This window comes from Janthinobacterium sp. TPC_1, assembly GCF_056037845.1.
On record NZ_CP195157.1, the window covers coordinates 2,168,422 to 2,189,148 of the forward strand.

The window sequence follows — 20,727 nt, forward strand, 5'->3', positions numbered from 1 at the left end:
CACCAACATTTTCTTACATAAAACATCAAGAGTTGAGCACGGGCAAGAAGCGGGAAGCGGGGCGGAAGCGTTACACTACGGCCTATGATGCCTGACTCCTTCTTTTCGCCACCGCGCCGCCGTACCGTCGTCTTTGTCGCGGTCATCGGCGCACTGCATTACGTGGCGTTGGAATGGCTCACCTCGCATGCCGGCATGGTGCCGCTGGGGCAGGATCATGCACAGATGGTCAGCATGGCCTTGATCGCCGAGCCGCCCAGGCCCGTGCCGGCGCCGCCGCCTCCGCCGCCGAAGCTGCGGCCCGTGCCCGTGCCCGAGCCCCGCTTGCCGCCACCGCCGCCGCCGACTGCGCTGCCGTCGAGCGAAGTGCCACAGTGGACGGCGCCTGCCAGCGACGCGCCGGAAGGCCCTGCCACCTCCGAGCCGGCAGCCGTGGCTGCCCCGGCCATCACGGCGCCCGCGCCAGCCGTGGCTGCCGCGCCCGCGCCGGCTGCCGCGCCGCCGCCACCGCCCGTGGAGCAGGCCCGGCATTACAAGACGAACGCGCCTGCCTCGGCCCAGTTCGACCTGCACGTGGACCGGCGCGATGCGGACGGCACCAAGTGGCAGGGCGTGGCCGCCATGGCGTGGGAAAACCGGGGCGACACGTATCAGCTGAAGCTGGAAGTGGGCTTGAGCATGCTGATCACCCGCATCAATTTGCTGGTGCTGACCAGCGAGGGCTTGATCGATGGCAGCGGCATCGTGCCCGTCACGGCCACGGAAAAACGCAAGGGCCGCGCGCAAACGGCCACGCATTTCAAGCGCGACGCCAGGGCCATCACGTTTTCGGCCACGACGGCGACGGTGCCATGGCAGGAGGGGGCGCAGGACAAGGCGACCGTGCCGTTCCAGTTGGCGGCCATCGGCCGCGCCGACGTCAACCAGCTGGCGGGCAATATCGACATCCTCGTCGGCGAGGAAAAGGAAGCGACCGTGTTCCGCTTCCAGCTGGTGGGCGAGGAAGAACTGGAGACCAAAATGGGCCGCCTGGTGACCTGGCATGTGCGCCGGCCACCGAAGCCCGGCACGTATTCGTCGCAGCTCGATATCTGGCTGGCGCCGTCCATGCAATGGTATCCGGTACAAATACGCAATACCGAAGCGAACGGGGCGCTGACTACGCAAACCGTGACCCAAATTCGCGTCAATGACGCTACAGGAAAATAAATGATTACTTTGACTACTTTAAAACGCGTTGTGTTCGCCAGCCTGCTGGCCGCCACCCTGACTCCAGCCATGGCCGACGCGCCTGTGGAGCATCCCGTCATCAAGCGCCCGTACAAGCTGGCGCCATCGGCAGACCTCGTCTACTCGATCAAGGCCAGGCAGCGCGGCATTGCGCTGTCGGGCGAATCCGTCAGCAACTGGCGCGCCGGCGACGGCAAGTACTCGCTGCTGGCCGAAACCAAGGCTGCCCTGTTCGGCAAGATCCTCGAGCAGCGCAGCGAAGGTGCGGTCGACGATTACGGCCTGGCGCCGGTCCAGTTCGTGGAAAAACGCTTCCGCAAGGAAGCGGCCACCACCACCTTCAAGCGCGACAGCAAGACCATCGTCTTCAGCGAAGGCGATGACAGCTATCCGCTGAAAGGCGGCGAGCAGCAGGACCGCAACAGCACCGTCTGGCAACTGGTCAGCGTGGCGCGCGCCGCACCCGAGAAATTCACGCCCGGCTCGGAATGGAGCTTCTTCGTTGCCGGCCGCCACGACGCCGAGCCGTGGACCTTCAAGGTCGTCAAGGAGGACAAGGTCGCCACCGGCCTGGGCGAAGTGGCCGCCATCCACCTGGTCAAGGCGCCGCCGCCGGACAAGAAGGGCCAGCAAGTGGATCTGTGGCTGGCGCCGTCGCTGGAATGGTATCCCGTGAAGGTGACGTTTGCCGATGAAGACGGCGATTACGTCGAACAAACCTTGCAGAAGATCAATAAAAAGTAAGTGCTCACCAGTGTGCGGGGCCAGGCAGGCAGGGTTTGCTTCGCTGTTTGGCCATTCTAGCCCGGCACGGTGCTGCGGCTGTGTTGCGCCGTGTCCGCACCTCCCCCTCCCATGCGCTAAATTGCATGTCAGAACTGATATACTGACGCCCCCGCCCCGCAGCGCCGCGTTAGTCCGCAGCGCCGCCCGCTGAACACTCATCCGGAAAAGAATGATTGATATAATGGCAAGTGCAGCCGTGGCAACGGATGCAAATCAGACAGAGCAAGAGCATCACGATTCCTTGCAGGCGCATTTCCAGCCCAATATTTCGGCCGACGAGATCGAGCAAGTCTTTCACTTGAAGCGGGCGCAACCCTTGCTGCAAGTGTTTACGGCCCTGTTCCATGGCGGTTTCGATGGCGTGCTGGTGCGTCTGCTGGTGTTGCGCGAGCTGGCGTCCGATGCGGCCACGTCCGCCTATACGCGCGCCGATATCAACACGAAACTGGCCTATCTGTTGCCGGAAAGCCTGGAAACGGTCTTGCTGCGCCTGCGCTCGAACCAGCTGCTGGCCTGGGATGCGCAGCAGGGCGTGTACCGCGTCACGCCCATGGCGCGCAATGTGCTGTCCGCCATCGACAGCCTGCTGGGCCTGGGCCAGACGGAAGACGAGGCCGAAATGGGCTTTTTGCTGTCGCAGGTGGCCGGCGCGCAAGCCGTCGGCGGCGTGTCCGTGGAACAATTGCAACATCTGCTGGGGCGCCTGGTCGACTTGACGGAGGAATTCTCCGACGCGATTGCCTCCGGTTCGGAATTCCGGCTGCGCACGGCGCAGGCGAAGTGGAACATGGCTTGCGACTGGGTCGAGAAGGGCTCCGAGATTCTCGTGGCCATCACCTCCGATGAAAACGCGGACAGCGCCACGCACAAGGCGGCGCAGGCGATTGGCCGCGCGCAAAGTAAATTGCTGAACATGCAAGGCATGTTTTCGCGCGCCCTGAACCAGATCGAGCGCCAGCGCGTGCACCTGGGCCAGTCGGGCTTGTCGACCACCGACATCAAGCGCTGGCTGCTGCTGCACGACGACCTGGCCAGCCTGGCCGAAGGCGCCATCGACCAGCCCGTCGTCCCCTTGTTCTCCACGCCGGCCGAAATGATCGACGTGGCCGAAACGGAACTGCTGTCCGAACGGGCGGCAGGCGTCACCAACACGGGCCTGCCCAGCGGAGAGGACGCGCCCACCACCATCAGCGACGGTCCCGCCATGCAGCTTGAACTCGATGATTTGCTCGAACGCCTGTCGAACTTTGCCAGCCTGGGTAATTTCCCCAGCATCGGCGAAGAGGGCCCGAAGAGCGTACCGGTGCAGGATTCGCTGCTGCCGGCCAGCTTTGCCGTGGCCTCGTACCGCGCCTCCATGCTGCCGCTGCTCGGCGACGTATCCGAAGCGAGCTTGCAAGGCTCGACGGCCGAACTGGCCCGCTTGCCGATTACCTTTACACCGACCGACGAGATGGTCCAACTGACCGACCCCCACGTGGCGGCCATGTCGATCGCCTCGCTTTCACTGAATGTTTCACTTGATTTAGATAGCGGCACCGCCGATGAATGACGATTCCCAAATCCTGATTGCGCGCCTGCTCACGCATCAAACCCTGCGCCGCGACGACAAGCTCGTCAAGCGCGTGCTGTCCGACGAGCTGTTCCGCGCCGAAATCGATGCGCGCCTGCTGGCCTGCGGCTTGAAACTGCTCGACAACGTGTACGCCGACCATGTGACGCTGGCCCTGACGCGCACCATCGAACCGAAGATCTTCGGCGCGCGCGACGTGTGGCAAAACAACAATTTTGGTTTGGCGCGCGATGGCGTGGCCTTGCTGGTGGTGCTGTGGGCGCAGATTATCCTGCCCAAGCGTGAACGCCAGGAAACGCACCAGCACGCCGATGATGATCAAAATGACATGTTTGGCACGGAAAAGCCCTTGCCACGCGCGGAAGACGCGTCGATCGGCATTTCCTACAAGGCGCTGCTGTCCGACTTCGGAGACAAGCTGGGCAAGAAGACGCGCATGGACATGAATCTGGGCACCCTGGCCAAGCTGGGCTTCATCGAGCGGCGCGGCGACTTCATCCTGGAAGGTCCGCTGCTCGACCTGATGATGGATACCGATGTCTTGAAAGAGCGCATCATCAACGGCGCCCTGGCCGACGTGTTCAAGCGGGCGCCGGCGCGCCTGGTGGCCGTCGACCCGGATGCCGACCTGACAGACGACCTGTCCGCCGATATCGGCGACTTGCCAGACGCGGGCGACGAGCCTGCGTCCGACCTCCCTCACTGAAAGCGCCCATGTTTCATATCAAATCACTTGAACTGGTGCACTGGGATTACTGGCAGCGCATCAAGAATATTCCGCTCGACGCGAAGATCATCACCATCGCGGGGCAGAACGGCTCCGGCAAGACCACCTTGCTCGACGCCTTGCGCACCCTGTTCGGCCTCGATTGCTCGATGGGCCGCACCTATAAACACTATGCGCGCCATTCGGGCCAGCAGACGGCCTGGCTGCGCGCCGTGGTCGACAACAAGAACGTGGGCAAGCAGCTGTCGAACCGCCCGTTCCGCAGTTCCGGCTTCTTCAGCGACGATGAAGTGACCCTGTTTTGCCAGATCCAGAAGAACGGCGGCGACTGGAAGCGCCAGTATTTGATGCGCCCGGGCAATGTGCAGATCGAGGACATCACGGACGCCAACGACTGGCTCGGCGTGGAAAACTACCGCAAGCGCCTGGCCAATGCGGGCCTGTCGCCCGCCATGTCGAAAGTGCTGGCGCTGGAGCAGGGCGAGACGGACAAATTGTGCGAATACGCGCCACGCCAGCTGCTCGACCTGGTGTTCCAGGTGTTCGGCGACAAGGAAGTGCTGGACGCCTACGATGAAGCCAAACGCCACCAGCGCGATACGGAAGTGGAGCTGAAACGCTTCGAAACGGAACTGGAAGCGTCAAAGACCAACCTGGAAGGCTTGCGCTTGCGCGTGGCCAATTACCACCAGTGGGAAGGTTTACATAAGGAACGGCGCAACTTGCTGGAAGAAGTATTGCCCAGCCTGCAATACCACGAGGCGCGCGAAAAGGCGGCCATTGCCAGCCGGCAATTGCGCGATGCGCGTAAACCAATGGCGCAGGCCGACCAGCAGCTGACGGATAAACGCAATGCGCTGGCCGCGCAGGCGAAGGCCCTGTCCGACGCGCAGATGAATGAAACCCTGCTGGAGCAGGAGTCGATCGGCTTGCAGAGCCGTTTGTCCTTGATCAATGCCAAACTGAAACCGCTGGACAGCCTGCTGGAACAGAAGGACCGTTTGCACAAGCTGGCGGCCGATTCGGGCAGCGACATCGCCGAAGTGGCGGCCCAGCTGGAACAGAAGGAAGCGCAATTGCTGCAGCAGCGCCAGCAGCGCGACGCCCTGTCGGCGCGTATCGCGGGCGAGCAGGCAACGATTGCCGCGCTGCAAGGCAAGACGGCCATGCCGGAGCCGGACAATGTACGCGGCATGCGCCGCGCGCTGCGCGACGCGGGCATTGCCCACGCCATGCTGTCCGATATCGTCGAAGTGACGGACAGCCGCTGGCAGGGCGCCGTCGAAGGCGTACTGGGCGGTTACGCCTCGGTGGTGCTGCTCGACAAGGCCAAGGATGCGGCCGCTGCCTATCGCCTGGCCGAGAAGGAGCGCTACCGCCACTTCATCGTGCCCGAGCTGGTCACGGCGCCGGTGGCGAAAGACGAGAGCCTGCTGGCGGTGGTGAAATTTTCCGCGCCCGTGCCCAGCTGGCTGATCGAGCAGCTGTCGCGCATTGCCCGCGTCGATTCCGTCGAAGCAGGCTTTAAATTGGGCAATCACGAGGAATGGATCACGCCCGAGGCGTATCACCGTGAACGCCGCGGCGGACGCTCGCTGTTCGTGGAAGCGTCGCGCTACCGCTTCGGCCAGGCTGGCCGCAGCGGCCGCCTGGAAGCGCTGCTGCGCTCGCTGCCGGGCCTGGAAGGCCAGGAAGACACCTTGACCCTGGCGATTTCGAAGCTGGCGGCGGAAGTGGGTGCGTTAAAAGCGCGCATCGCCGGCGTCGATGCCGCCAAGGAACTCAGTGCGCGCCAGGAAGAATTCGCCGAAGCGCTGCGCAATTCGAAGCCGCTCAAGGAAGAGCGCCTGGAAGTGGGCGGGCGCCTGGGCGAGCTGCAGAATCTGACGAAGAACGCCACCGTGGCGCGCACGCGTGCCGATACCGTGTGGCAAAACGCGCGCCTGGCCCTGTCCGAAGCGGAAGCCGGTGCGCGCCTCGGTTACAAGAAGCAGATCGAACAGCGCGCCGAGCATGCGCGCGCCTTGCTGGCCCTGCGCCATGCGTGGCGCCACTTGCCGAAGAGCTGGCGCCGTCCCGCACGCCGCGCGGCCCTCGTGGCCGAGCACCAGAATGCGCACCAGGTCGACTTGCGCGTGGCCAGCCTGCAAAACAGCCTGGCGCGCGACGACTGGGAACTCGACGCCACCGTCATCGACCAGCACCACCGCCTGTCGGATCAATTGCATGGCCGCCAGTCGGAAACGGACGAGCGCCGCTACCAGAACAACCGCGCCATCGAAGCGACGGGCAATGCGCGCGGCGCCTACATGGAGCGCTTGCGCTACACCATCAAGACCTACAGCAAGAACATCAAGGAGCTGGGCGAGCTGGCCGGCATTGAAGTGCATGCCGACCCCGTGCGCCTGGAAAACGACGACGTGCAGCTGTCGCAGGCGGGCTTGCACGTGCGCTTCAAATTCGACGGCAAGGGCGTCATCGGCATGAACGATGGCGAAGCGTCGGGCGGCCAGCAGGTGATGAAGTCGCTGGTGCTGCTGATTGGCTTGCTGAAGTCGGAAGACGGTTCCGGCGGCTTCGTCTTCATCGACGAACCGTTTGCCCACCTCGATATCCGCAACATTCAGCTGGTCGGCGAATTCCTGAAAAATACGGAAGCGCAATACCTGATGACGACGCCGTTGACGCACAACACGGATGTCTACGATCCCTCGGAGCTGACCTTGATCACGAGCAAGAAAAAGAAGGATACCCAATGGGCGCAACCGATTTTCGTGCTGCAGCGCCGGATCGACCCCGCACCGGGCAAGGCCGCATGATGGCCGTGCGCAAGCTGGTTCTGGCTGCGGCCCTGGCGCTGGCGTGTTCGGCGCCGGCCGTGGCCAACGACGGCATCGGTTCCGTCAGCGCGGGCGGCATCCTGTTCGGCAAGACGGACGCCGTGGCCATGAAAAAGGAAGTGCTCAGCGTGAGCACGGACTTGATCAAGGTCGAGTACGAATTTCTCAATGAATCGGCCAGGGACGTGGAAGAAACGATCTTTTTCCCGCTGCCCGAATACTCTGCCGGCTACCACGGTTCGCCCACGTATTATGGCCAGCCGCAGCAGTTTACCGTCGACGTGGATGGCAAGCGCAAGGACTATAAGACCACGTTTGTCGCCAAGCTCGACGCCGAGGACGTGACGGCCCGCTTGCGCCAGCTGGGTCTGTCGGACGCGCAAATTGCCTATTTCCCGTCGCACACGCCGTTCGACAAGAAGGTGGCGCCGTTGACGGCCGCGCAGAGCAAGATCATGATCAAGGAGGGTTTGCTGGCCCAGCTGTACGACGAGGAATGGGTGCCGGCCTGGACCGTGAAAGTCATCTACCTGTGGCAGCAGAAATTCCCCGCCGGTAAAGTCGTGCGCGTGCGCCATCAATATGCGCCATTCGTCGCGGCCGGCCCCGGCGCTTCTTACCTGGGCGATGGCAACGAGTTCGAAAAGAAATACTGCGGCGACAAGGCGTTCTACAAGACGTGGAACCGCCTGGCGGCCCAGCAGGGCGAAAGCGGCTTCGTCAACGCCGTGTGGGTGTCGTACATTTTGACGACGGGCAACACCTGGAAGAATGGCATCGAGGATTTCACCTTGAACTTGATCAAGGGCAAACCGGACGAGCTGATCAGCCTGTGCTTCCCCGGCACGTTCACCAAGATCAACCCCACCACCTTGCAAGTCAAGCTGCGCAACTTCCATCCGAAGCAGGATTTGGACGTGTATTTCGGCAATGTCGAAGGCACGGTGAGCAACGACGGCGTGGCGCCGCAGATACGGCCATAGGAATGAGCACGCAGGAAGCGCTGGCCGCGCGCCTGCGCGCCATCGCCCGCGCCACGCCGTGGTGCATGCAGGCCCTGCACGCCGTGGCGCAGCTGGGCTTGCCCCACTGCTGCATCGGCGCCGGCGCCGTGCGCAACCTCGTGTGGGATGCCTTGCACGGCTACGCGCAACCGTCGGCATTGAGCGACATCGACGTGGCGTATTTCGATGCGCACGATGTGCTTGCGGAGAGCGAGGTGCAGCTGCGCCAGCGCCTGGAAGCTGTGCTGCCAGGCCTGCCATGGGAAGTATGCAACCAGGCCCGGGTGCACCTGTGGTTCGAAGCTGAGTTTGGCTACGCCGTGCCGCCCCTGCTGTCGCTCGACGACGCCATCGCTACCTGGCCCGAATTTGCCACCTCGGTTGGCATCTGGCTGCAGCCCGACGGCGAGATTGGCATCATCGTCGCGCCGCATGGCCTCGATGACCTGTTCAATATGGTGGTGCGGCGCAACCCGGCGCGCATCAGCCTGGACGGCTATGCGCAGCGCCTGGCCGGCAAGGACTATGCGGCGCGCTGGCCGCGCGTCACCATCATCGCCCAGGTAAGTGTGGTGTAAAACACAATTAAATGCACTGTGGATACAAATTGCCTATAATTGCCAATTTTCCAATAGTGTTTTCCTGATCCCATGTCCCTGTCAATTTCCATGCCGCTGCGCCGCCTCGGCCGCCTGTTCTGCCTTTCCTCCGCCCTCGTGGCGCCCGCCGCCTGGGCCGACAGCTATACCGATTTCCAGCAAGCCAGCGGCCAGCTGGAAGCGCTGATGGCCAAGGCAACGATGCAGAGCGGCTTGCCGCGCCTGGGCGATCCTGGCGTGGCAGCGTTGTTTGAGCGGATTACCGATGCGCCGCGCCTGTTCCAGGCGCCCGTCGCCGCGCTGCAGGACCTGAACCAGAGCGTGGCCCTGTGCGAGCGGGCAACCAACATCGGCAAGGCGTATTACACGTTCGGCAGCGAGCGGCCGCTGCCGCTGTCCGGGGCCGAATTGCAGCAGGCGCGCACGGACCAGGTAACGCAGAACCTGGCCAATTATGGCGATGAAATGAGTACCTTTTTTGCCTTTGGCATGCATTGTCATGCGCACTTGATTGGCTTGATGGAGCAGGAATTCAGTGCCCAGCCGGCGGATGCGGTGAGCGGACCCGAGCGCATGCGCGCGCGCGCCTTCAGCAAGGGGTCGACCACCATGTATGTTGGCGTGGTGCAGTTCGTGCAAGTGCCGTTCTGGAGCGTGGCGCAAAAGAAGCGGATGCTGGAAGCGGCGGCGCAGCACGCCACGGCCAATGTGGCGCTGATGGCGCCGCCGTTGCGCGAGCGTTTGCTGGGCAGTCTTGCGCAGGCGGACCAGGATATCGATCCGGCCCTGGCGCCGGCGCTGGCGACGATACGCCAGGCGCTGTCGGTGACGACGTGTACCGGCCTGTGCCAGTACTACTGAGTTACTCGGCAGCCTGAAGGGGGCTGGTTGCGCTGGCGCCAGCGCACCAGGCCCCACGCGTACACGGCGTAGTAGCCGATGACGAGGCCATAGGCGGCCATCGTCAGCGGGCTCTGGCCGAATGGCGGCGGCGGCACGGGCACGTCGAGGCGCGAGTTCAGGTAGATTTCCATGCCGCGGTACAGCAATCGGGCGATGAACAGCATCGTGATGGCCAGGCCCAGGTAGCGGTGCTGGGTAAAGAAGAAATCCTTGCCGACCTGCTCGAAGCGCGTCAGCTTCAGGCCCAGCACGCCCAGCCAGCCGCCGGCCAGCGCCGCCGCGCCCAGGCTGGACAGGGGCAGGACGTCGAATTTCGTCGTCGTCGCGAGGAACAGCAGCAGCGCGGGAAACGCGACCGCCACCGTCCAGTGCCGCCACAGCTGCGACTTCTGGCGCGCCACCAGTTTCTTCAGGCGCGAATAAATGCGCCAGACCAGCAGCGGGACCAGTAACAGCAGGGCAAGGGTAGTGGTTTTCCATGTAGGCATTCGGGTACAGTAAAACAGCGATTGTAAGCCAGATGGGGGCGGGCGGCGATGCTTGTCAAACGGTAAAAGTTGCTTGTTGACATTTACATGGCATGCAAGCACTATGCCCTGTCGCGCCATGCCGCCGTTCGCGGACGCCAGGCCGGCAGGCAAATATGGACAGGTGGCGGGCATCTCGTGGTATGGTCTTCTTTTGTCTGCAGGGAGGCCAGCCATGTCAGTCATCCATGCCCACCGCGCGCCCGACCCGGCGCCCGTCGATGAACCCATGCCGGCGCCGGAGCCGCAAGAAGCGCCCGGGCACCATCCGGGGCCTGTGCACCCGGTGCCGCAGGACGATCCCGTGCCGCACCCGCATCCCAGTTAATCTCGTCAAGAAAGGCTGTTTTAGATGGCAATTGTCAAGGAAGTCTACACACGCAAAGTCAGCGGAGAATCGTTCGACTATGAACTCGATTACACCCAGGGCGCGGACGTGGCCTGGATTGCGCGCGTGTACCACGACGGCGTGCTGAAAGGCTCGCCGCACGGCGCGCTGACGGCCAACGTGCTGTCCGGCCCCGCGCTGGAACAATATCTGCGCGCGTATGTCGAAGGCATGATCGAGCGGGGACTCGACGTGGCCGAGTAAGCCGTTGGCGTCCTTTGCCGCAAGAGTGCGGCGGGTTCCTGCCCCATCATTCCTTCCGATATGGGGGCGAAAATCCGGCCGTCATCGCGGCCCTGGAATGCATTTTTAAAAGTCCTGGAAAGATAAAGCCCGCGTAGCGGGCTTTTTTTACGGAACAACATGTCATTTTCCGGGTTCGGTGCTCATGTTTTTAAAAGTGCAATATTCATACATGCCAAATGTATGCTGTCCCGTGCTTCACGATATTCTATTATTTCTGCGTAAATATTTTATGGGTAGCCGTGGCCAGTTCCGGGCAATTCCGGTCCGGTGGAGGAGCATGGCATTTGCATGTCTTCCGTGCGGTACGGTGTTTGTCGCCCCAATAAATCATCCTGCCCGAGCAGGTGAACTCTGCGCCGCCTACGTAGTCCGAGTACGATGCATCGGAATAGTAAGTGTAGCTAATGGAATACATCGGCCGGGCGTAAGCCGCGGCGGCAACCAGCAATGTTGCAAGCGTAGCGGCAAAAGCAATTTTCTTTTTGGTTTTCATCTATTTTCCTTGATTATAAAATTCAAAAAAATATATCCCCATAAATTTGCTGCGAATTGATTGTATCTTAATAATTTATTTTTTTGGCATGATTCTCGGGAATTCTTGGTTGCGCCAATTTCGCCATTCTTTGTTTTTACGCCTATGCGTTTCGTGATCAGCCATCGATAAAAAAATGCCGCTCAGTCTGCACTGAGCGGCATTGATTACCGGCTGTCCGTATTGTCGAGCGGTCGGACGGTCAATCGAACGCCCACGTGTACAACACGTCGAGCGCATTGTTCGTGCCCGTCTGGAACTGTAAAGTGATGCGGCGGTTCAGCTTATAGCGCAGTTTCACCAGGCTCGTCGCCGTGCTCGTGCCTTGCTCGAACGTCAGGTAGGCGCGCGAGGACAGGCGCTTGCCGACGGTGACGACCGTGCTTTCCAGCCCTTGCGCCTGCGACAGGCCCACTTCGTCCAGGCCCAGCGAATTGGCCAGCTTGCCCTGCAAGCCGCCGCCGGAGCCGCCGAAGAGGGCGCCTGCGGCCGTCGTCAGCAAGGCCATTTCATCGCCGGCAGCCGTTTCCGCGCCGTGGCCGAGGATCAGCCAGGCCAGCTTGTCGCTGTCCGACACGCTCGGCGTGGACACCAGCTTGGCCGTCGGCGCCTGGGCCGTGCCGCGCACTTCCACGCCCGCTTCCACATTCGTTTCCGACAGGGCTTCGCCTTCGGGACGCTTGCGCACGGCCAGGATGTTCAGCGACGGGTTGTCGTAGGCGCCCGTGAAGGCGATCAAGCCCCGCTCGATCGACAGTTTCTGGCCGTAGGCCGCGTATTGACCTGTGACAACCTTGATGCTGCCCGTCACGCGCGGCGCGGCGCGGTTGATGACCCTGGCGCGCACATTGCCGGCCAGATCCGCATCGAGCCCCATGCCGCGCAGGTGGAAGGCGTTGCCCAGGTCAAATTCCAGGTCGATATTCAGGGGCAGCGAAGGCGCTTCCTTGCCACCCTTGGCTTCCTTGCCCAGCACCACCACGTCATTGCTTTGCGTCGGGGTATCCTGCGGCGCCAGTTCGATCAGCGCGCGGTTGGCCTTGAACTTGCCCTCGAAGCTGAAGCGCTTGTCGTTGCGTACCAGGGTGCTGTTGCCCGACAGGATCAAGGTGCGGTCAGGGCGCGACAGCGCCTGCAGGCGGTCGGCCATCAGCTTCAGTTCCAGGCTCGCTTCGCCATTTGCAAAGCGTACCCAGCCATCTGCCTGCACCTTGCCATCGCCGCCGTCAAAGCTCAAACGCTGCAATTGCAATTGATCGCCGGCCAGCTTGGCTTGCAGCACGCCATTGCGCAATTTCAAGCCCTGGTCGGCCCAGTTCACCAGCAGCTTGCTGCCGTTGATGTCGCCATTCAGTTGCGGCGCGCCGATGGTGCCGCTGCCGGCCAGCGCCACTTTCAGGGCGCCGCCCAGCTCCAGGCCAGGCTGGCCCGTCAGCGGCGCCAGCCAGGCCAGCGAATCGATGCTGGTGGTGCCCGTCAGGGACAGGGCGCTGTCGTTGCTGATGCGTCCGTTCAGCATTTGCACAGTGGCATTGATATCGCTCTGGCCGGCGCGCGCGCCATCCAGTTTCACGGCCAGGCGCAGCTGCTGGTTGGCGACATCCACGCGGGCATCGAAGGTGCGCAAGCCCAGTGCCAGCGGCTGTTCCACGCCCACCGTCACGTCGCCTTTTTCGCGGTAGACGTGCAGCATGCCGGCCAAAGACGGGTCTTTCTGCTTGGCCGTCGGCACCTGCATGTCGAGCGACCATTGCGCGCCCAGGGTTAGGTCGCTGCGCGCATTGGCTTTGCAGCGAGGGAATGACCTGCGCCAGATAGGTCAGGGCCACGCCAGCCGCCTGGCCGGAACTGGTCCAGCGGGGGCCGTTCTTGACCAGGCTTTGCATGGTGATGCTGCCTGCCGGTAATTTGATGACGGTGTTGCCCACGCTGATCTGTTCCGGCTGGCCCAGGCCCGCCACGCCGCCGCCGGCCGGTCCCGCCACTTTCACGGGCACGGGCGCCTGCAGCACGAGCGCATAGCGGCCCTTGTTTTGCAGGCTGTCGATCGTGCCAGTCCAGGCGGCGCCGCTCTGGCTGCCCTTGACTTGCACGGTGGCATCGAAATCGTCATTGCGCGCCGTCAAACTCACCGTATGGCTGCCGCGCGTGCCCGTCGTGCCCAGGCGGGCGCTGGCCAGCTTGAAGGTGGGCGTGGCATAGCCCGTGATCTCCAGGCTGCTGACCATGGGGTCGAGCGCGCCTTGGCCGGCGCCCACGCTGGCGCTGCCTTTGACGGCTTTCAATTGCTGGTCGCCAAAGAAGGTCAGATCCTTGCCATCGAGCGTCAGCTGCGCGGCGGGCGCGTCCATCTTGCCCGAGACGGAACCGGCCGCATGCAGCACGCCGGCAAAGCGGGGACCCAGGGTCGACAGTTGCGGCGCATCGAGTTTCCACGTCAGCTGGTCCGTGGCGCCGCCCAGCGCGCCCTTGGCCAGCAGGCTGTTCGGCCCCAGGCGCAATTCCGTATCCACGCTGTCGATGCGTTTCGCGTTGGCCGACAGCTTGGCGTAGCCGGCCAGCGGGGCGTTTTGCAGGGTCGATTCGCGCAGGGCCAGGTTGAGGGCCACTTGCCAGTCGCTGGTCAGGCGGCCGCTGCCGTTGAAATCCGCATTGACGTTGCCGTTGGGCAGGGATGCGCCAAATGCGGCCGGGTTGATCTTTTGCAAGGAACCCGTCATTTTCAATTCCGCCTGCTGCTTCGGCCCCGTCAAGCCCACTTCGCCGCTGGCGTGGATGGCGCTGTCCCGCTGCCGGGCGCTTGCCGCTCGTTAAACCCAGTCCTTTCGCATCGGCCACAAAGCTCGTGCGCGGCTGCTGCACGGTGCCTTGCACCACGCCGCTGGCCTGCACGGCGCCCAGCAAGTCGCTTTTCAGGGCGGAAAGCTGGCGCGCATCGACGTTCCAGTTGAGTTTTTCGCCGGCGCCGCCAAAGTTGCCTTTCGCCGTGACGTTATTCTTGCCCAGAGCCAATTGCACGTCGATGCCGCTGAAATGGGCCGCATCCGCCGTCAGCTTGCCCTTGCCGGACAGGGGCTGATCGAGCAGCTTGCTGGGGCGTACGGTGAAGTCCGCATTCGCCAGCCACTTGGGGGCCACGTGGCCGTTGGCGCGCACGTCGAGGTTCAGGTCGGCCACGGGGAAGGCGCCGAAATCGGCGGGATTGAGGCGGCTGGTGCTGGCCACGGCCTTGAAGGGCTGCTCGTCCTTGAGGCTGATCTGGCCCGTCGCATTCACGCTGCTTTTGCCTGCCTGCAAGGTGGCCTTGCGCAGTTGCACCAGAGAGTCGGCCAGCGTCGCTTCCACGTCCAGGCGTAGCTTGGCTTCGCCCAGTTTGGCGCGCAGGGTTTGCGTCTTGCCGTCGCTGTCGAGCACGATATCGCCGACGATCTTCGTGCTGTTGATGCTGCTGTAGATGTGCTGCAAGTCGATCTTGTCCGTGTGCAAGGTCAATTGCGCATTGCCGATGGGGCCATCGACGGCGTCTCGGTTGAGCTTGCCGCTGCCCGTGAACTTGCCCGCGTTGCCGAAATCGATGATGGCCGATTCCAGCGTCGTGGCCGTCAGGGTGCCGCCCAGGCGCGCTTCGAACTGGCGCAGCGGCAGCTTTTGCTGGTCGATGGGGCCCGGCGTGGCGTGGTTGAGGATGGCCAGCTTGCCCGACACGGTTTGCCTGGCCGGCCGGGTGTCGATGGCGGCATCGAGTTCCAGGCTCAGGTCCGCCTGCGGCAAGGTGGCGTCGAACTTGCCCGGATTGATGTTGCGGCCCTGAATGCTGGCCGAGCGCAGGATGATGACGGGGTCGAACGGCGCCAGCGCCAGCCGGGCGTCGGCCGTGGCCGCGCCCGCGCTGCCCTTGGCCGTCACGTTGAGCAGGTTCAGGTCGCCGCCCAGCTGCAGCGCCAGGGCGGCCGGTTTTTCGCCGGCGGCGGCATTGAGCTGCGTCAAACCGGCCTTGCCCAACAGCTTGAACGGCTGCGTGGCGGCAATCGTCGCGCTGGCCGTGGCCTGGCCGAACGGCGTCAGGGCCGAGGCGTCTTCCAGCTGCCATTGCGACTTGTCGCCCGACAAGGTGAAGTGGATCTTTTCAAACACCGTATTGCCGCCCGCGCTGACGAGGGTCACCTTGTCCAGGCGCGCGTCGGCAATGCCGATTTTAAAAGGCGCGGCCAGGCTGGCGGGCATGGTCGACGGTTCCTCGGACGGCGCCGTGCTTTCCACGGCCAGGCTGGCCACGTGCAGTTCGCTGATGGCGATGCCTTCCGAAAAGAACTGGAACGGCGACCAGTTGATGTCGATGTTGTCGGCCGTGATGTGCTGCGTCTTGCTGCGGTAGCTGACGTGGCCCAGGTGCATGCGGTTGTACAGCGAGCCGGACACGCCCGACACTTCAATGTCGCCGCCGCTGGCGCTGGCCACTTTTTGCACCAGCATCTGCAGGGTCGATTCGCGGCCCAGGAACCAGAAGCCGGCGCCCAGCAGCACGGCCAGGCTGGCGACGGCGATCAGCACGTAGCGGGGCCAGCGGCGCGGTTTTTTTCGCCGGCGGTGGCGGCGCGGCGCCGTTGGGGGACTCGGTAGAAATATCGGACATCAGAAAGTGAATCCCAGAGAAAAGTGCAAACGGTAGGCGTGGACGGCGTGGCCATATGCCACGTCGACATTGATGGGACCGACGGGGCTCTTGTAGCGCCCGCCCAGGCCATAGCCCGATTTCGGCGTCAGCGCCTTGACGGTATCGGCCGCGTTGCCGGCGTCGTAGAAGGCGGCGACGGCCCATTTCGGCTTGAACCAGTACTGGTATTCGGCGCTGGCGGTGGCCATGTAGCGCCCGCCGACGGTGGCGTCGCCTTCCTTGACGCCCAGTTCCTGGTAGGCATAGCCGCGCACCGACTGGTCGCCGCCCGCGCGGAACAGGTAGACGGCCGGCACGCCGCGTTTTTCCTTCGAGCCCAGCGCGCCCATTTCGCCGCGCACGATCAGCTCGCCTTTTTCGCCGAGCGGACGGTAATACACGGCCTTGCCGGCCACGCGCACGAAGCGCTCGTCCGTCAGCACGGGCAGCAGGGCGCCGCCCACCTGGGCATTGATGACATAGCCCTTGGTGGGGAACAGCAGGCTGTCGAGGCTGCGCTTGGTGATGGCATAGGTCAGCGGCAAGCTCTTGCTGCGCGTCTGTTCCAGGCCCACGACGGTCTTGTCTTCGCTGAGGAACTCGAACGTCAGGCTGCGTTCGAGGTTGGTGCCGCCCCAGTTGCGCTTGGCCGAGATGGTCGTGACGGCCGTGATTTCGTTGGAAATGTCGCTGCGCTCGAACGAGGCGCCCGCGCTGTCGTTGTAGCCGCGCTCGGTCGTCGGAAAGTAAAAATTGGCGTGCGCCGCCTGTTTCTTCGTTTCCATCGTGAGCGCGCTCTTGAAGCGCGTGCCCCACACGTTCAGGTTGTCGTAGTTGAGCTGGGCGCGATTACCCGTATTCGTACTGAAACCGAGACCGGCGCTGACGTTCTGCTGCTTGTTTTCCGTCACGCGCACGACCAGCGGCAGCAGCGGCGCGGGGCCGCGGTTGGCGGGCTTGGTTTCGGCGGCGGCCCCGGCGCTGGCACCTTCGGCCTCGGCTTGCTGGCTTTCCTGGCCCGCCTCGATCTGTTCGCCCAGGATGCTGCTCATGTCGGCGCTCACTTCCACGCTGGCAAAGTAGCCCGTGTCCTGCAGGCGTGCCTGGAACGATTGCAGCGCCGATTCGCTGTAATAGTCGCCCGGGCGTATCTTGTCGAGGTTGCGGATGATGCTGGCATCGTAGCGCTTCAAGCCTTCGATGCGCAGCTCGCCGAAGCGCAGCTCGGGGCCGCTGTCGAGCAACACCAGCAAGGACACCTTGTGCGTTTCCGGGTCGACCACGGCTTGCGTATCGACCAGCTGGGCGCGCGGGTAGCGCGTCTGCACCACTTCGCGCAGCAGCGCGCGCTTGGCGGACTCCCATTCCGCCTGGCGGAACACGCTGCCCGATTTCAGCGACCAGCTGCGCTTCAGGGCTTCCGTATCGAAGGGCTCGGAAGCGGCCAGCGGCGGCGTGGGGTCGAAACCGCGCAATTCCAGCTCGACCTTGTCGACGGTCACGGGCTGGCCCGGGTCGACGTCGACGATGACGACGGGTTTGGCGCCCGTCGTATCGACGCGCACCGTGACGACGGGCGTGTAGTAGCCGGCCGTGGCGATGAGGTTCCTGGCTTGCTCGGGCGTATCGCGCACGAGGCGCTGCAATTGCTCGCGGTCCATGCGCGGGTTGCCGCGGAAGCGTTCCAGGTCCAGGTTTTTTTCCAGCAACTCATCGAGGTCGCCGGGTGCGTTCACCTTGACCTCGTACTGCAGCGGGGCGGGCGCCGCTTCCGTGGCGGGGCTGTCCGCAACGGCGTCTTGCGTGCGTTCCTGCGTACCCTCCTGCGCGCCGGCATGGGCGATGGGAAACAGCGAGATGACACTGCCGGCGGCCGCCAGTGTCAGTTGACCCATTGCTTTTGTCACTACTTGTGCCAAAATTCGTGGTCGTATCGCCTTGCCGGCAGCTGTATGCCGTATGGGTCGTGCAGAAAACATGGTGCTCCAGATGAGTAAATGCTGACTGCATGTTACCGGAATAGGTAAACTGATGGCGGACGAATAAGTATTTTTTGCGCAGGGAATCACGTTTCCCCGCGCACGATTGCAACAGAGTAAAACTGAAAAGAAAGAAATTATGCTAGCAACTGACTCCGCACTGGTGCTCTTTAGCGGTGGGCAAGATTCCACCACCTGCCTGGCCTGGGCCCTCAAGCACTATAGCCGAGTGGAAACCATCGGTTTTGACTATGGACAGCGCCATGCGATCGAGCTGACCGTGCGTCCCGGCGTGCTGGAACAGATGCGCCGGCAGTCGCCCGAGTGGGACAGCCGCCTGGGCCAGGACCACATGATCGACCTGTCGCTGATTTCCGCCATTTCCGATACGGCCATGACGCAGAACGTCGAGATCGTCATGCAGGAAAACGGCTTGCCGAATACCTTCGTGCCTGGACGCAACTTGCTGTTCATGACGGTGGCCGCCACCGTGGCCTACCGCCGCGGCTTGACAGTGCTGGTGGGCGGCATGTGCGAGACGGATTTCTCCGGCTACCCGGATTGCCGTGACGACACGATGAAGGCGCTGCAAGTGGCTCTGAACCTGGGCATGAACACGCGATTGAAGCTGGAAACGCCGCTGATGTGGCTGGACAAGGCGCAAAGCTGGGACCTGGCGGAAGACCTGGGCGGCCAGCCGCTGGTCGATCTGATCCGCAGCGGCACGCATACGTGCTACCTGGGCGAGCGGGGCCAGCTGCACGACTGGGGCTATGGCTGCGGCACGTGCCCGGCCTGCGCCCTGCGCGCGAACGGCTACCAGCAATACGCTGCGCGCAAGGCCGCCAAGTAAGTGGTGTTGCGCCGTTTCTTCAAGCGGCGCGGCAGGGGGACAAGCCATGCTGTGGTTTTTGCCACAGGAGCATCTTGTTATGACATCCCTCTTTGCCGCGCTGTACGGCCCCGTTTTCTGGGCCGGCTTCATCGGCGCCGCCAGTTATTTGATTGCTGTTAGCCAACATTCCCTCTGGGTCTTGCCGCCCTTGCTGCTGCTGGCCCTGCTCACCTCGTTCCTTGCCGAACGGTATCTGCCATACGATGGCGCGTGGAACCACGCCCAAGGCGATGGCTGGCGCGACGCCGTGCACGCGCTCGTCAACGAGGCGCTGTACCTGATGGGCCTGGCGGCCTTCCCCCTGCTGGCGGGGCACCTGGCGCTGGGGCCGTTCTGGCCGGGTCAGCTGCCGTTCTGGGCGCAGCTGCTGCTGGCGATTGTCATTGCCGACTGCGGCATCACGCTCGTGCATTACCTGAGTCACCGTTATTACTTTCTGTGGAAACTGCATGCCGTGCACCACAGCGTGCAGCGCCTGTATGGTTTCAATGGCTGGATGAAACACCCCTTGCACCTGCTGCTGGAAGCGGCGGGCGGCATGCTGCCCTTGCTGCTGCTGGGCATCCCGGAGCGTGTCATGGCCGTGCTGGCGTTTGCCGTGGCGATCCAGCTGCTGCTGCAGCACGCGAATGTGGACATGCGCATGGGGCCGCTGCGCCACGTATTTGCCTGGGCGCCGCTGCACCGTTTCCACCACATGAAATACGGCACGGCGGGCGACGTGAATTTCGGCCTGTTTTTTACCTGCTGGGACCGCCTGCTGGGCACCCGTTTCGACGCACCGGATTACCGCATGCGGGGCGAGGACCTGGGCATCGGCAGCCGTCCCGATTATCCCGTGGCCTACCTGCCGCAATTGCTCGAACCGTTCCGCGCGGAAGAGGGCGTGCGCGCGCCCGAGCTGCCGGACGGTTTGAAGCAGGCGCTGAAGTGAACACTCAATCGAGCAGCTTGACCTTGAGCTGGCGCAAGCTGCGGTCGGCGCGCACGCCGAACAGGCTGCGCATGGTGCGCGAAAAATGCGCGGCATCGGCAAAGCCGGCACCGTGGGCCGCCTCCGTCAAGGTACTGCCGAGCACAATGAAACGGATGGCCAGGCGCAAGCGGCGCCACAGCACCAGCCGCCGCACGGGCAAGCCCAGCTGAGCGCTGAACAGCCGCTCCAGCTGGCTCAGCGACAAGTGTGCCGCTTCGGCCACGGCGGCCGCACTGACCTTGCCCGACAGCAGCGCATCGACCTGGTCCAGCGCCCGCTGCAGGCGCGCGTCGGCCAGGATCTGGCGCGGCTGTGCCTGCAGCGCGGCGGCAATGCCGTCCAGGGTGGGTGCGCCTGCGCCGCCGGCGGCTGCCAGCAGGGCCGCACCGCCCAGCCGTTGCGGTTCCGCATAGATGGTCAGCATGGGCGCCGGCGCGGCCAGGATGGCGTGCGGGCGCAGGCTGTCGACCAGCAAGTGCCGCGCCGTGTGGACGATGCCGTCGAGCTCGGCCGTGAAGGGCGCTCCCGTGCTCAGCATCAGCTGGTGCGCATAATGGGCGTGGCTGGCCGTGGCGCCCGCTGCGCCATGCAGGATGGCAAAGTCAGGCGCCAGCCATAGTGTTCCCTGCCAGCTATCTTGCTGCAAACGCGACTCCTGCGTGATGGTTTCTACGGCATCGAATTTTCCCGAACTACACATTATTGCATTTACGAAATTTGTGATTTTTTTCATACAATATTCAGCATTGCAAGGCTGCCCGCTGTAACGTACTATCATTCTCATCGACTACCGATGGTAATCGTGCAGCCCGCTGCCAGCCATGTTGCTGGCCGTGTAGCGGTTGGATACCCGTTCTGCTTGTCAGCC

At 63.4% G+C, this 20,727-nt stretch carries 19 protein-coding genes; 13 read left to right on the forward strand and 6 right to left on the reverse strand.

Annotated features, from left to right (window positions below):
- Positions 1 to 87 precede the first annotated feature (87 nt).
- From ACQVLG_RS10625 to ACQVLG_RS10660, 8 genes are all read left to right on the forward strand, one after another.
- Positions 88 to 1,209: a DUF3108 domain-containing protein gene (locus ACQVLG_RS10625; RefSeq protein WP_474294409.1), complete on the forward strand. Its 1,122-nt coding sequence runs from the start codon at positions 88 to 90 to the stop codon at positions 1,207 to 1,209.
- A complete protein-coding gene (locus ACQVLG_RS10630; RefSeq protein ID WP_474294411.1) occupies positions 1,210 to 1,974 on the forward strand; it encodes a DUF3108 domain-containing protein in 765 nt (254 codons plus the stop codon). It begins immediately after the preceding gene.
- A gap of 223 nt (positions 1,975 to 2,197) precedes the next feature.
- On the forward strand, positions 2,198 to 3,568 hold the full coding sequence (locus ACQVLG_RS10635) for a hypothetical protein (RefSeq protein ID WP_152284932.1): 1,371 nt from the start codon (positions 2,198 to 2,200) through the stop codon (positions 3,566 to 3,568).
- Positions 3,561 to 4,295 carry a hypothetical protein gene (locus ACQVLG_RS10640; protein ID WP_230541351.1) on the forward strand — a complete coding sequence of 245 codons (735 nt, stop codon included), beginning with the start codon at positions 3,561 to 3,563 and terminating at the stop codon, positions 4,293 to 4,295. Before ACQVLG_RS10635 ends, ACQVLG_RS10640 begins: the two co-directional genes overlap by 8 nt.
- An 8-nt stretch (positions 4,296 to 4,303) precedes the next feature.
- Positions 4,304 to 7,135, forward strand: a complete 2,832-nt coding sequence (locus ACQVLG_RS10645) for an ATP-binding protein (protein ID WP_474294413.1) — start codon at positions 4,304 to 4,306, stop codon at positions 7,133 to 7,135.
- Complete coding sequence (locus ACQVLG_RS10650) at positions 7,132 to 8,139, forward strand: DUF4424 family protein (protein WP_474294415.1); 1,008 nt, start codon at positions 7,132 to 7,134, stop codon at positions 8,137 to 8,139. The genes ACQVLG_RS10645 and ACQVLG_RS10650 overlap by 4 nt, the downstream gene beginning before the upstream one ends.
- A 2-nt stretch (positions 8,140 to 8,141) precedes the next feature.
- Complete coding sequence (locus tag ACQVLG_RS10655; protein ID WP_474294417.1) at positions 8,142 to 8,738, forward strand: nucleotidyltransferase family protein; 597 nt, start codon at positions 8,142 to 8,144, stop codon at positions 8,736 to 8,738.
- Between the two features lie 72 nt (positions 8,739 to 8,810).
- Entirely contained in the window at positions 8,811 to 9,620 is an 810-nt protein-coding gene (locus ACQVLG_RS10660; protein ID WP_474294419.1) for a hypothetical protein, read from the forward strand.
- Here ACQVLG_RS10660 and ACQVLG_RS10665 read toward each other — a convergent pair.
- Positions 9,614 to 10,150: a CcdC protein domain-containing protein gene (locus tag ACQVLG_RS10665; protein ID WP_474294421.1), complete on the reverse strand. Its 537-nt coding sequence runs from the start codon at positions 10,148 to 10,150 to the stop codon at positions 9,614 to 9,616. The genes ACQVLG_RS10660 and ACQVLG_RS10665 overlap by 7 nt on opposite strands.
- Before the next feature lie 214 nt (positions 10,151 to 10,364).
- On the opposite strand from ACQVLG_RS10665, the gene ACQVLG_RS10670 reads away from it, so the two are divergent.
- Complete coding sequence (locus ACQVLG_RS10670) at positions 10,365 to 10,517, forward strand: hypothetical protein (protein WP_168208500.1); 153 nt, start codon at positions 10,365 to 10,367, stop codon at positions 10,515 to 10,517.
- A gap of 24 nt (positions 10,518 to 10,541) precedes the next feature.
- Positions 10,542 to 10,781, forward strand: a complete 240-nt coding sequence (locus ACQVLG_RS10675; protein WP_034753464.1) for a hypothetical protein — start codon at positions 10,542 to 10,544, stop codon at positions 10,779 to 10,781.
- Between the two features lie 250 nt (positions 10,782 to 11,031).
- On the opposite strand, the gene ACQVLG_RS10680 is transcribed toward ACQVLG_RS10675, so the two are convergent.
- Positions 11,032 to 11,316, reverse strand: a complete 285-nt coding sequence (locus ACQVLG_RS10680) for a DUF6289 family protein (RefSeq protein ID WP_474294423.1) — start codon at positions 11,314 to 11,316, stop codon at positions 11,032 to 11,034.
- Between the two features lie 241 nt (positions 11,317 to 11,557).
- Positions 11,558 to 13,093 (reverse strand): translocation/assembly module TamB domain-containing protein, encoded by a 1,536-nt coding sequence (locus ACQVLG_RS10685; RefSeq protein ID WP_474294425.1) that lies wholly within the window; start codon positions 13,091 to 13,093, stop codon positions 11,558 to 11,560.
- Between the two features lie 146 nt (positions 13,094 to 13,239).
- On the opposite strand from ACQVLG_RS10685, the gene ACQVLG_RS10690 reads away from it, so the two are divergent.
- A complete protein-coding gene (locus ACQVLG_RS10690; protein ID WP_474294427.1) occupies positions 13,240 to 13,377 on the forward strand; it encodes a hypothetical protein in 138 nt (45 codons plus the stop codon).
- 87 nt (positions 13,378 to 13,464) lie between these two features.
- On the opposite strand, the gene ACQVLG_RS10695 is transcribed toward ACQVLG_RS10690, so the two are convergent.
- Both ACQVLG_RS10695 and ACQVLG_RS10700 read right to left on the reverse strand, forming a co-directional pair.
- The gene (locus ACQVLG_RS10695) at positions 13,465 to 15,906 is read right to left on the reverse strand and encodes an AsmA family protein (RefSeq protein ID WP_474294429.1); all 2,442 of its coding nucleotides are present in this window, start codon (positions 15,904 to 15,906) and stop codon (positions 13,465 to 13,467) included.
- Positions 15,907 to 15,987: 81 nt separating this feature from the next.
- A complete protein-coding gene (locus tag ACQVLG_RS10700) occupies positions 15,988 to 17,904 on the reverse strand; it encodes an autotransporter assembly complex protein TamA (protein ID WP_474294431.1) in 1,917 nt (638 codons plus the stop codon).
- A gap of 223 nt (positions 17,905 to 18,127) precedes the next feature.
- On the opposite strand from ACQVLG_RS10700, the gene queC reads away from it, so the two are divergent.
- Both queC and ACQVLG_RS10710 read left to right on the forward strand, forming a co-directional pair.
- Entirely contained in the window at positions 18,128 to 18,841 is a 714-nt protein-coding gene (gene queC, locus ACQVLG_RS10705) for a 7-cyano-7-deazaguanine synthase QueC (RefSeq protein WP_230506544.1), read from the forward strand.
- A gap of 79 nt (positions 18,842 to 18,920) precedes the next feature.
- Positions 18,921 to 19,817, forward strand: coding sequence for a sterol desaturase family protein (locus ACQVLG_RS10710; protein ID WP_474294433.1), 897 nt, complete (start codon positions 18,921 to 18,923; stop codon positions 19,815 to 19,817).
- A 4-nt stretch (positions 19,818 to 19,821) separates the two neighbouring features.
- Here ACQVLG_RS10710 and ACQVLG_RS10715 read toward each other — a convergent pair whose 3' ends face one another.
- On the reverse strand, positions 19,822 to 20,505 hold the full coding sequence (locus ACQVLG_RS10715) for a helix-turn-helix domain-containing protein (RefSeq protein ID WP_474294435.1): 684 nt from the start codon (positions 20,503 to 20,505) through the stop codon (positions 19,822 to 19,824).
- Positions 20,506 to 20,727 lie beyond the last annotated feature (222 nt).

Coding starts and splice junctions, on each gene's coding strand:
- ACQVLG_RS10625 (WP_474294409.1), top strand. CDS start 88: ATGCCTGACTCCTTCTTTTCGCCACCGCGCCGCCGTACCGTCGTCTTT.
- ACQVLG_RS10660 (WP_474294419.1), top strand. CDS start 8,811: ATGTCCCTGTCAATTTCCATGCCGCTGCGCCGCCTCGGCCGCCTGTTC.
- queC (WP_230506544.1), top strand. CDS start 18,128: ATGCTAGCAACTGACTCCGCACTGGTGCTCTTTAGCGGTGGGCAAGAT.
- ACQVLG_RS10690 (WP_474294427.1), top strand. CDS start 13,240: ATGGTGATGCTGCCTGCCGGTAATTTGATGACGGTGTTGCCCACGCTG.
- ACQVLG_RS10655 (WP_474294417.1), top strand. CDS start 8,142: ATGAGCACGCAGGAAGCGCTGGCCGCGCGCCTGCGCGCCATCGCCCGC.
- ACQVLG_RS10700 (WP_474294431.1), bottom strand. CDS start 17,904: ATGGGTCAACTGACACTGGCGGCCGCCGGCAGTGTCATCTCGCTGTTT.
- ACQVLG_RS10680 (WP_474294423.1), bottom strand. CDS start 11,316: ATGAAAACCAAAAAGAAAATTGCTTTTGCCGCTACGCTTGCAACATTG.
- ACQVLG_RS10710 (WP_474294433.1), top strand. CDS start 18,921: ATGACATCCCTCTTTGCCGCGCTGTACGGCCCCGTTTTCTGGGCCGGC.
- ACQVLG_RS10675 (WP_034753464.1), top strand. CDS start 10,542: ATGGCAATTGTCAAGGAAGTCTACACACGCAAAGTCAGCGGAGAATCG.
- ACQVLG_RS10650 (WP_474294415.1), top strand. CDS start 7,132: ATGATGGCCGTGCGCAAGCTGGTTCTGGCTGCGGCCCTGGCGCTGGCG.
- ACQVLG_RS10630 (WP_474294411.1), top strand. CDS start 1,210: ATGATTACTTTGACTACTTTAAAACGCGTTGTGTTCGCCAGCCTGCTG.
- ACQVLG_RS10640 (WP_230541351.1), top strand. CDS start 3,561: ATGAATGACGATTCCCAAATCCTGATTGCGCGCCTGCTCACGCATCAA.
- ACQVLG_RS10665 (WP_474294421.1), bottom strand. CDS start 10,150: ATGCCTACATGGAAAACCACTACCCTTGCCCTGCTGTTACTGGTCCCG.
- ACQVLG_RS10685 (WP_474294425.1), bottom strand. CDS start 13,093: ATGCAGGTGCCGACGGCCAAGCAGAAAGACCCGTCTTTGGCCGGCATG.
- ACQVLG_RS10670 (WP_168208500.1), top strand. CDS start 10,365: ATGTCAGTCATCCATGCCCACCGCGCGCCCGACCCGGCGCCCGTCGAT.
- ACQVLG_RS10635 (WP_152284932.1), top strand. CDS start 2,198: ATGGCAAGTGCAGCCGTGGCAACGGATGCAAATCAGACAGAGCAAGAG.
- ACQVLG_RS10645 (WP_474294413.1), top strand. CDS start 4,304: ATGTTTCATATCAAATCACTTGAACTGGTGCACTGGGATTACTGGCAG.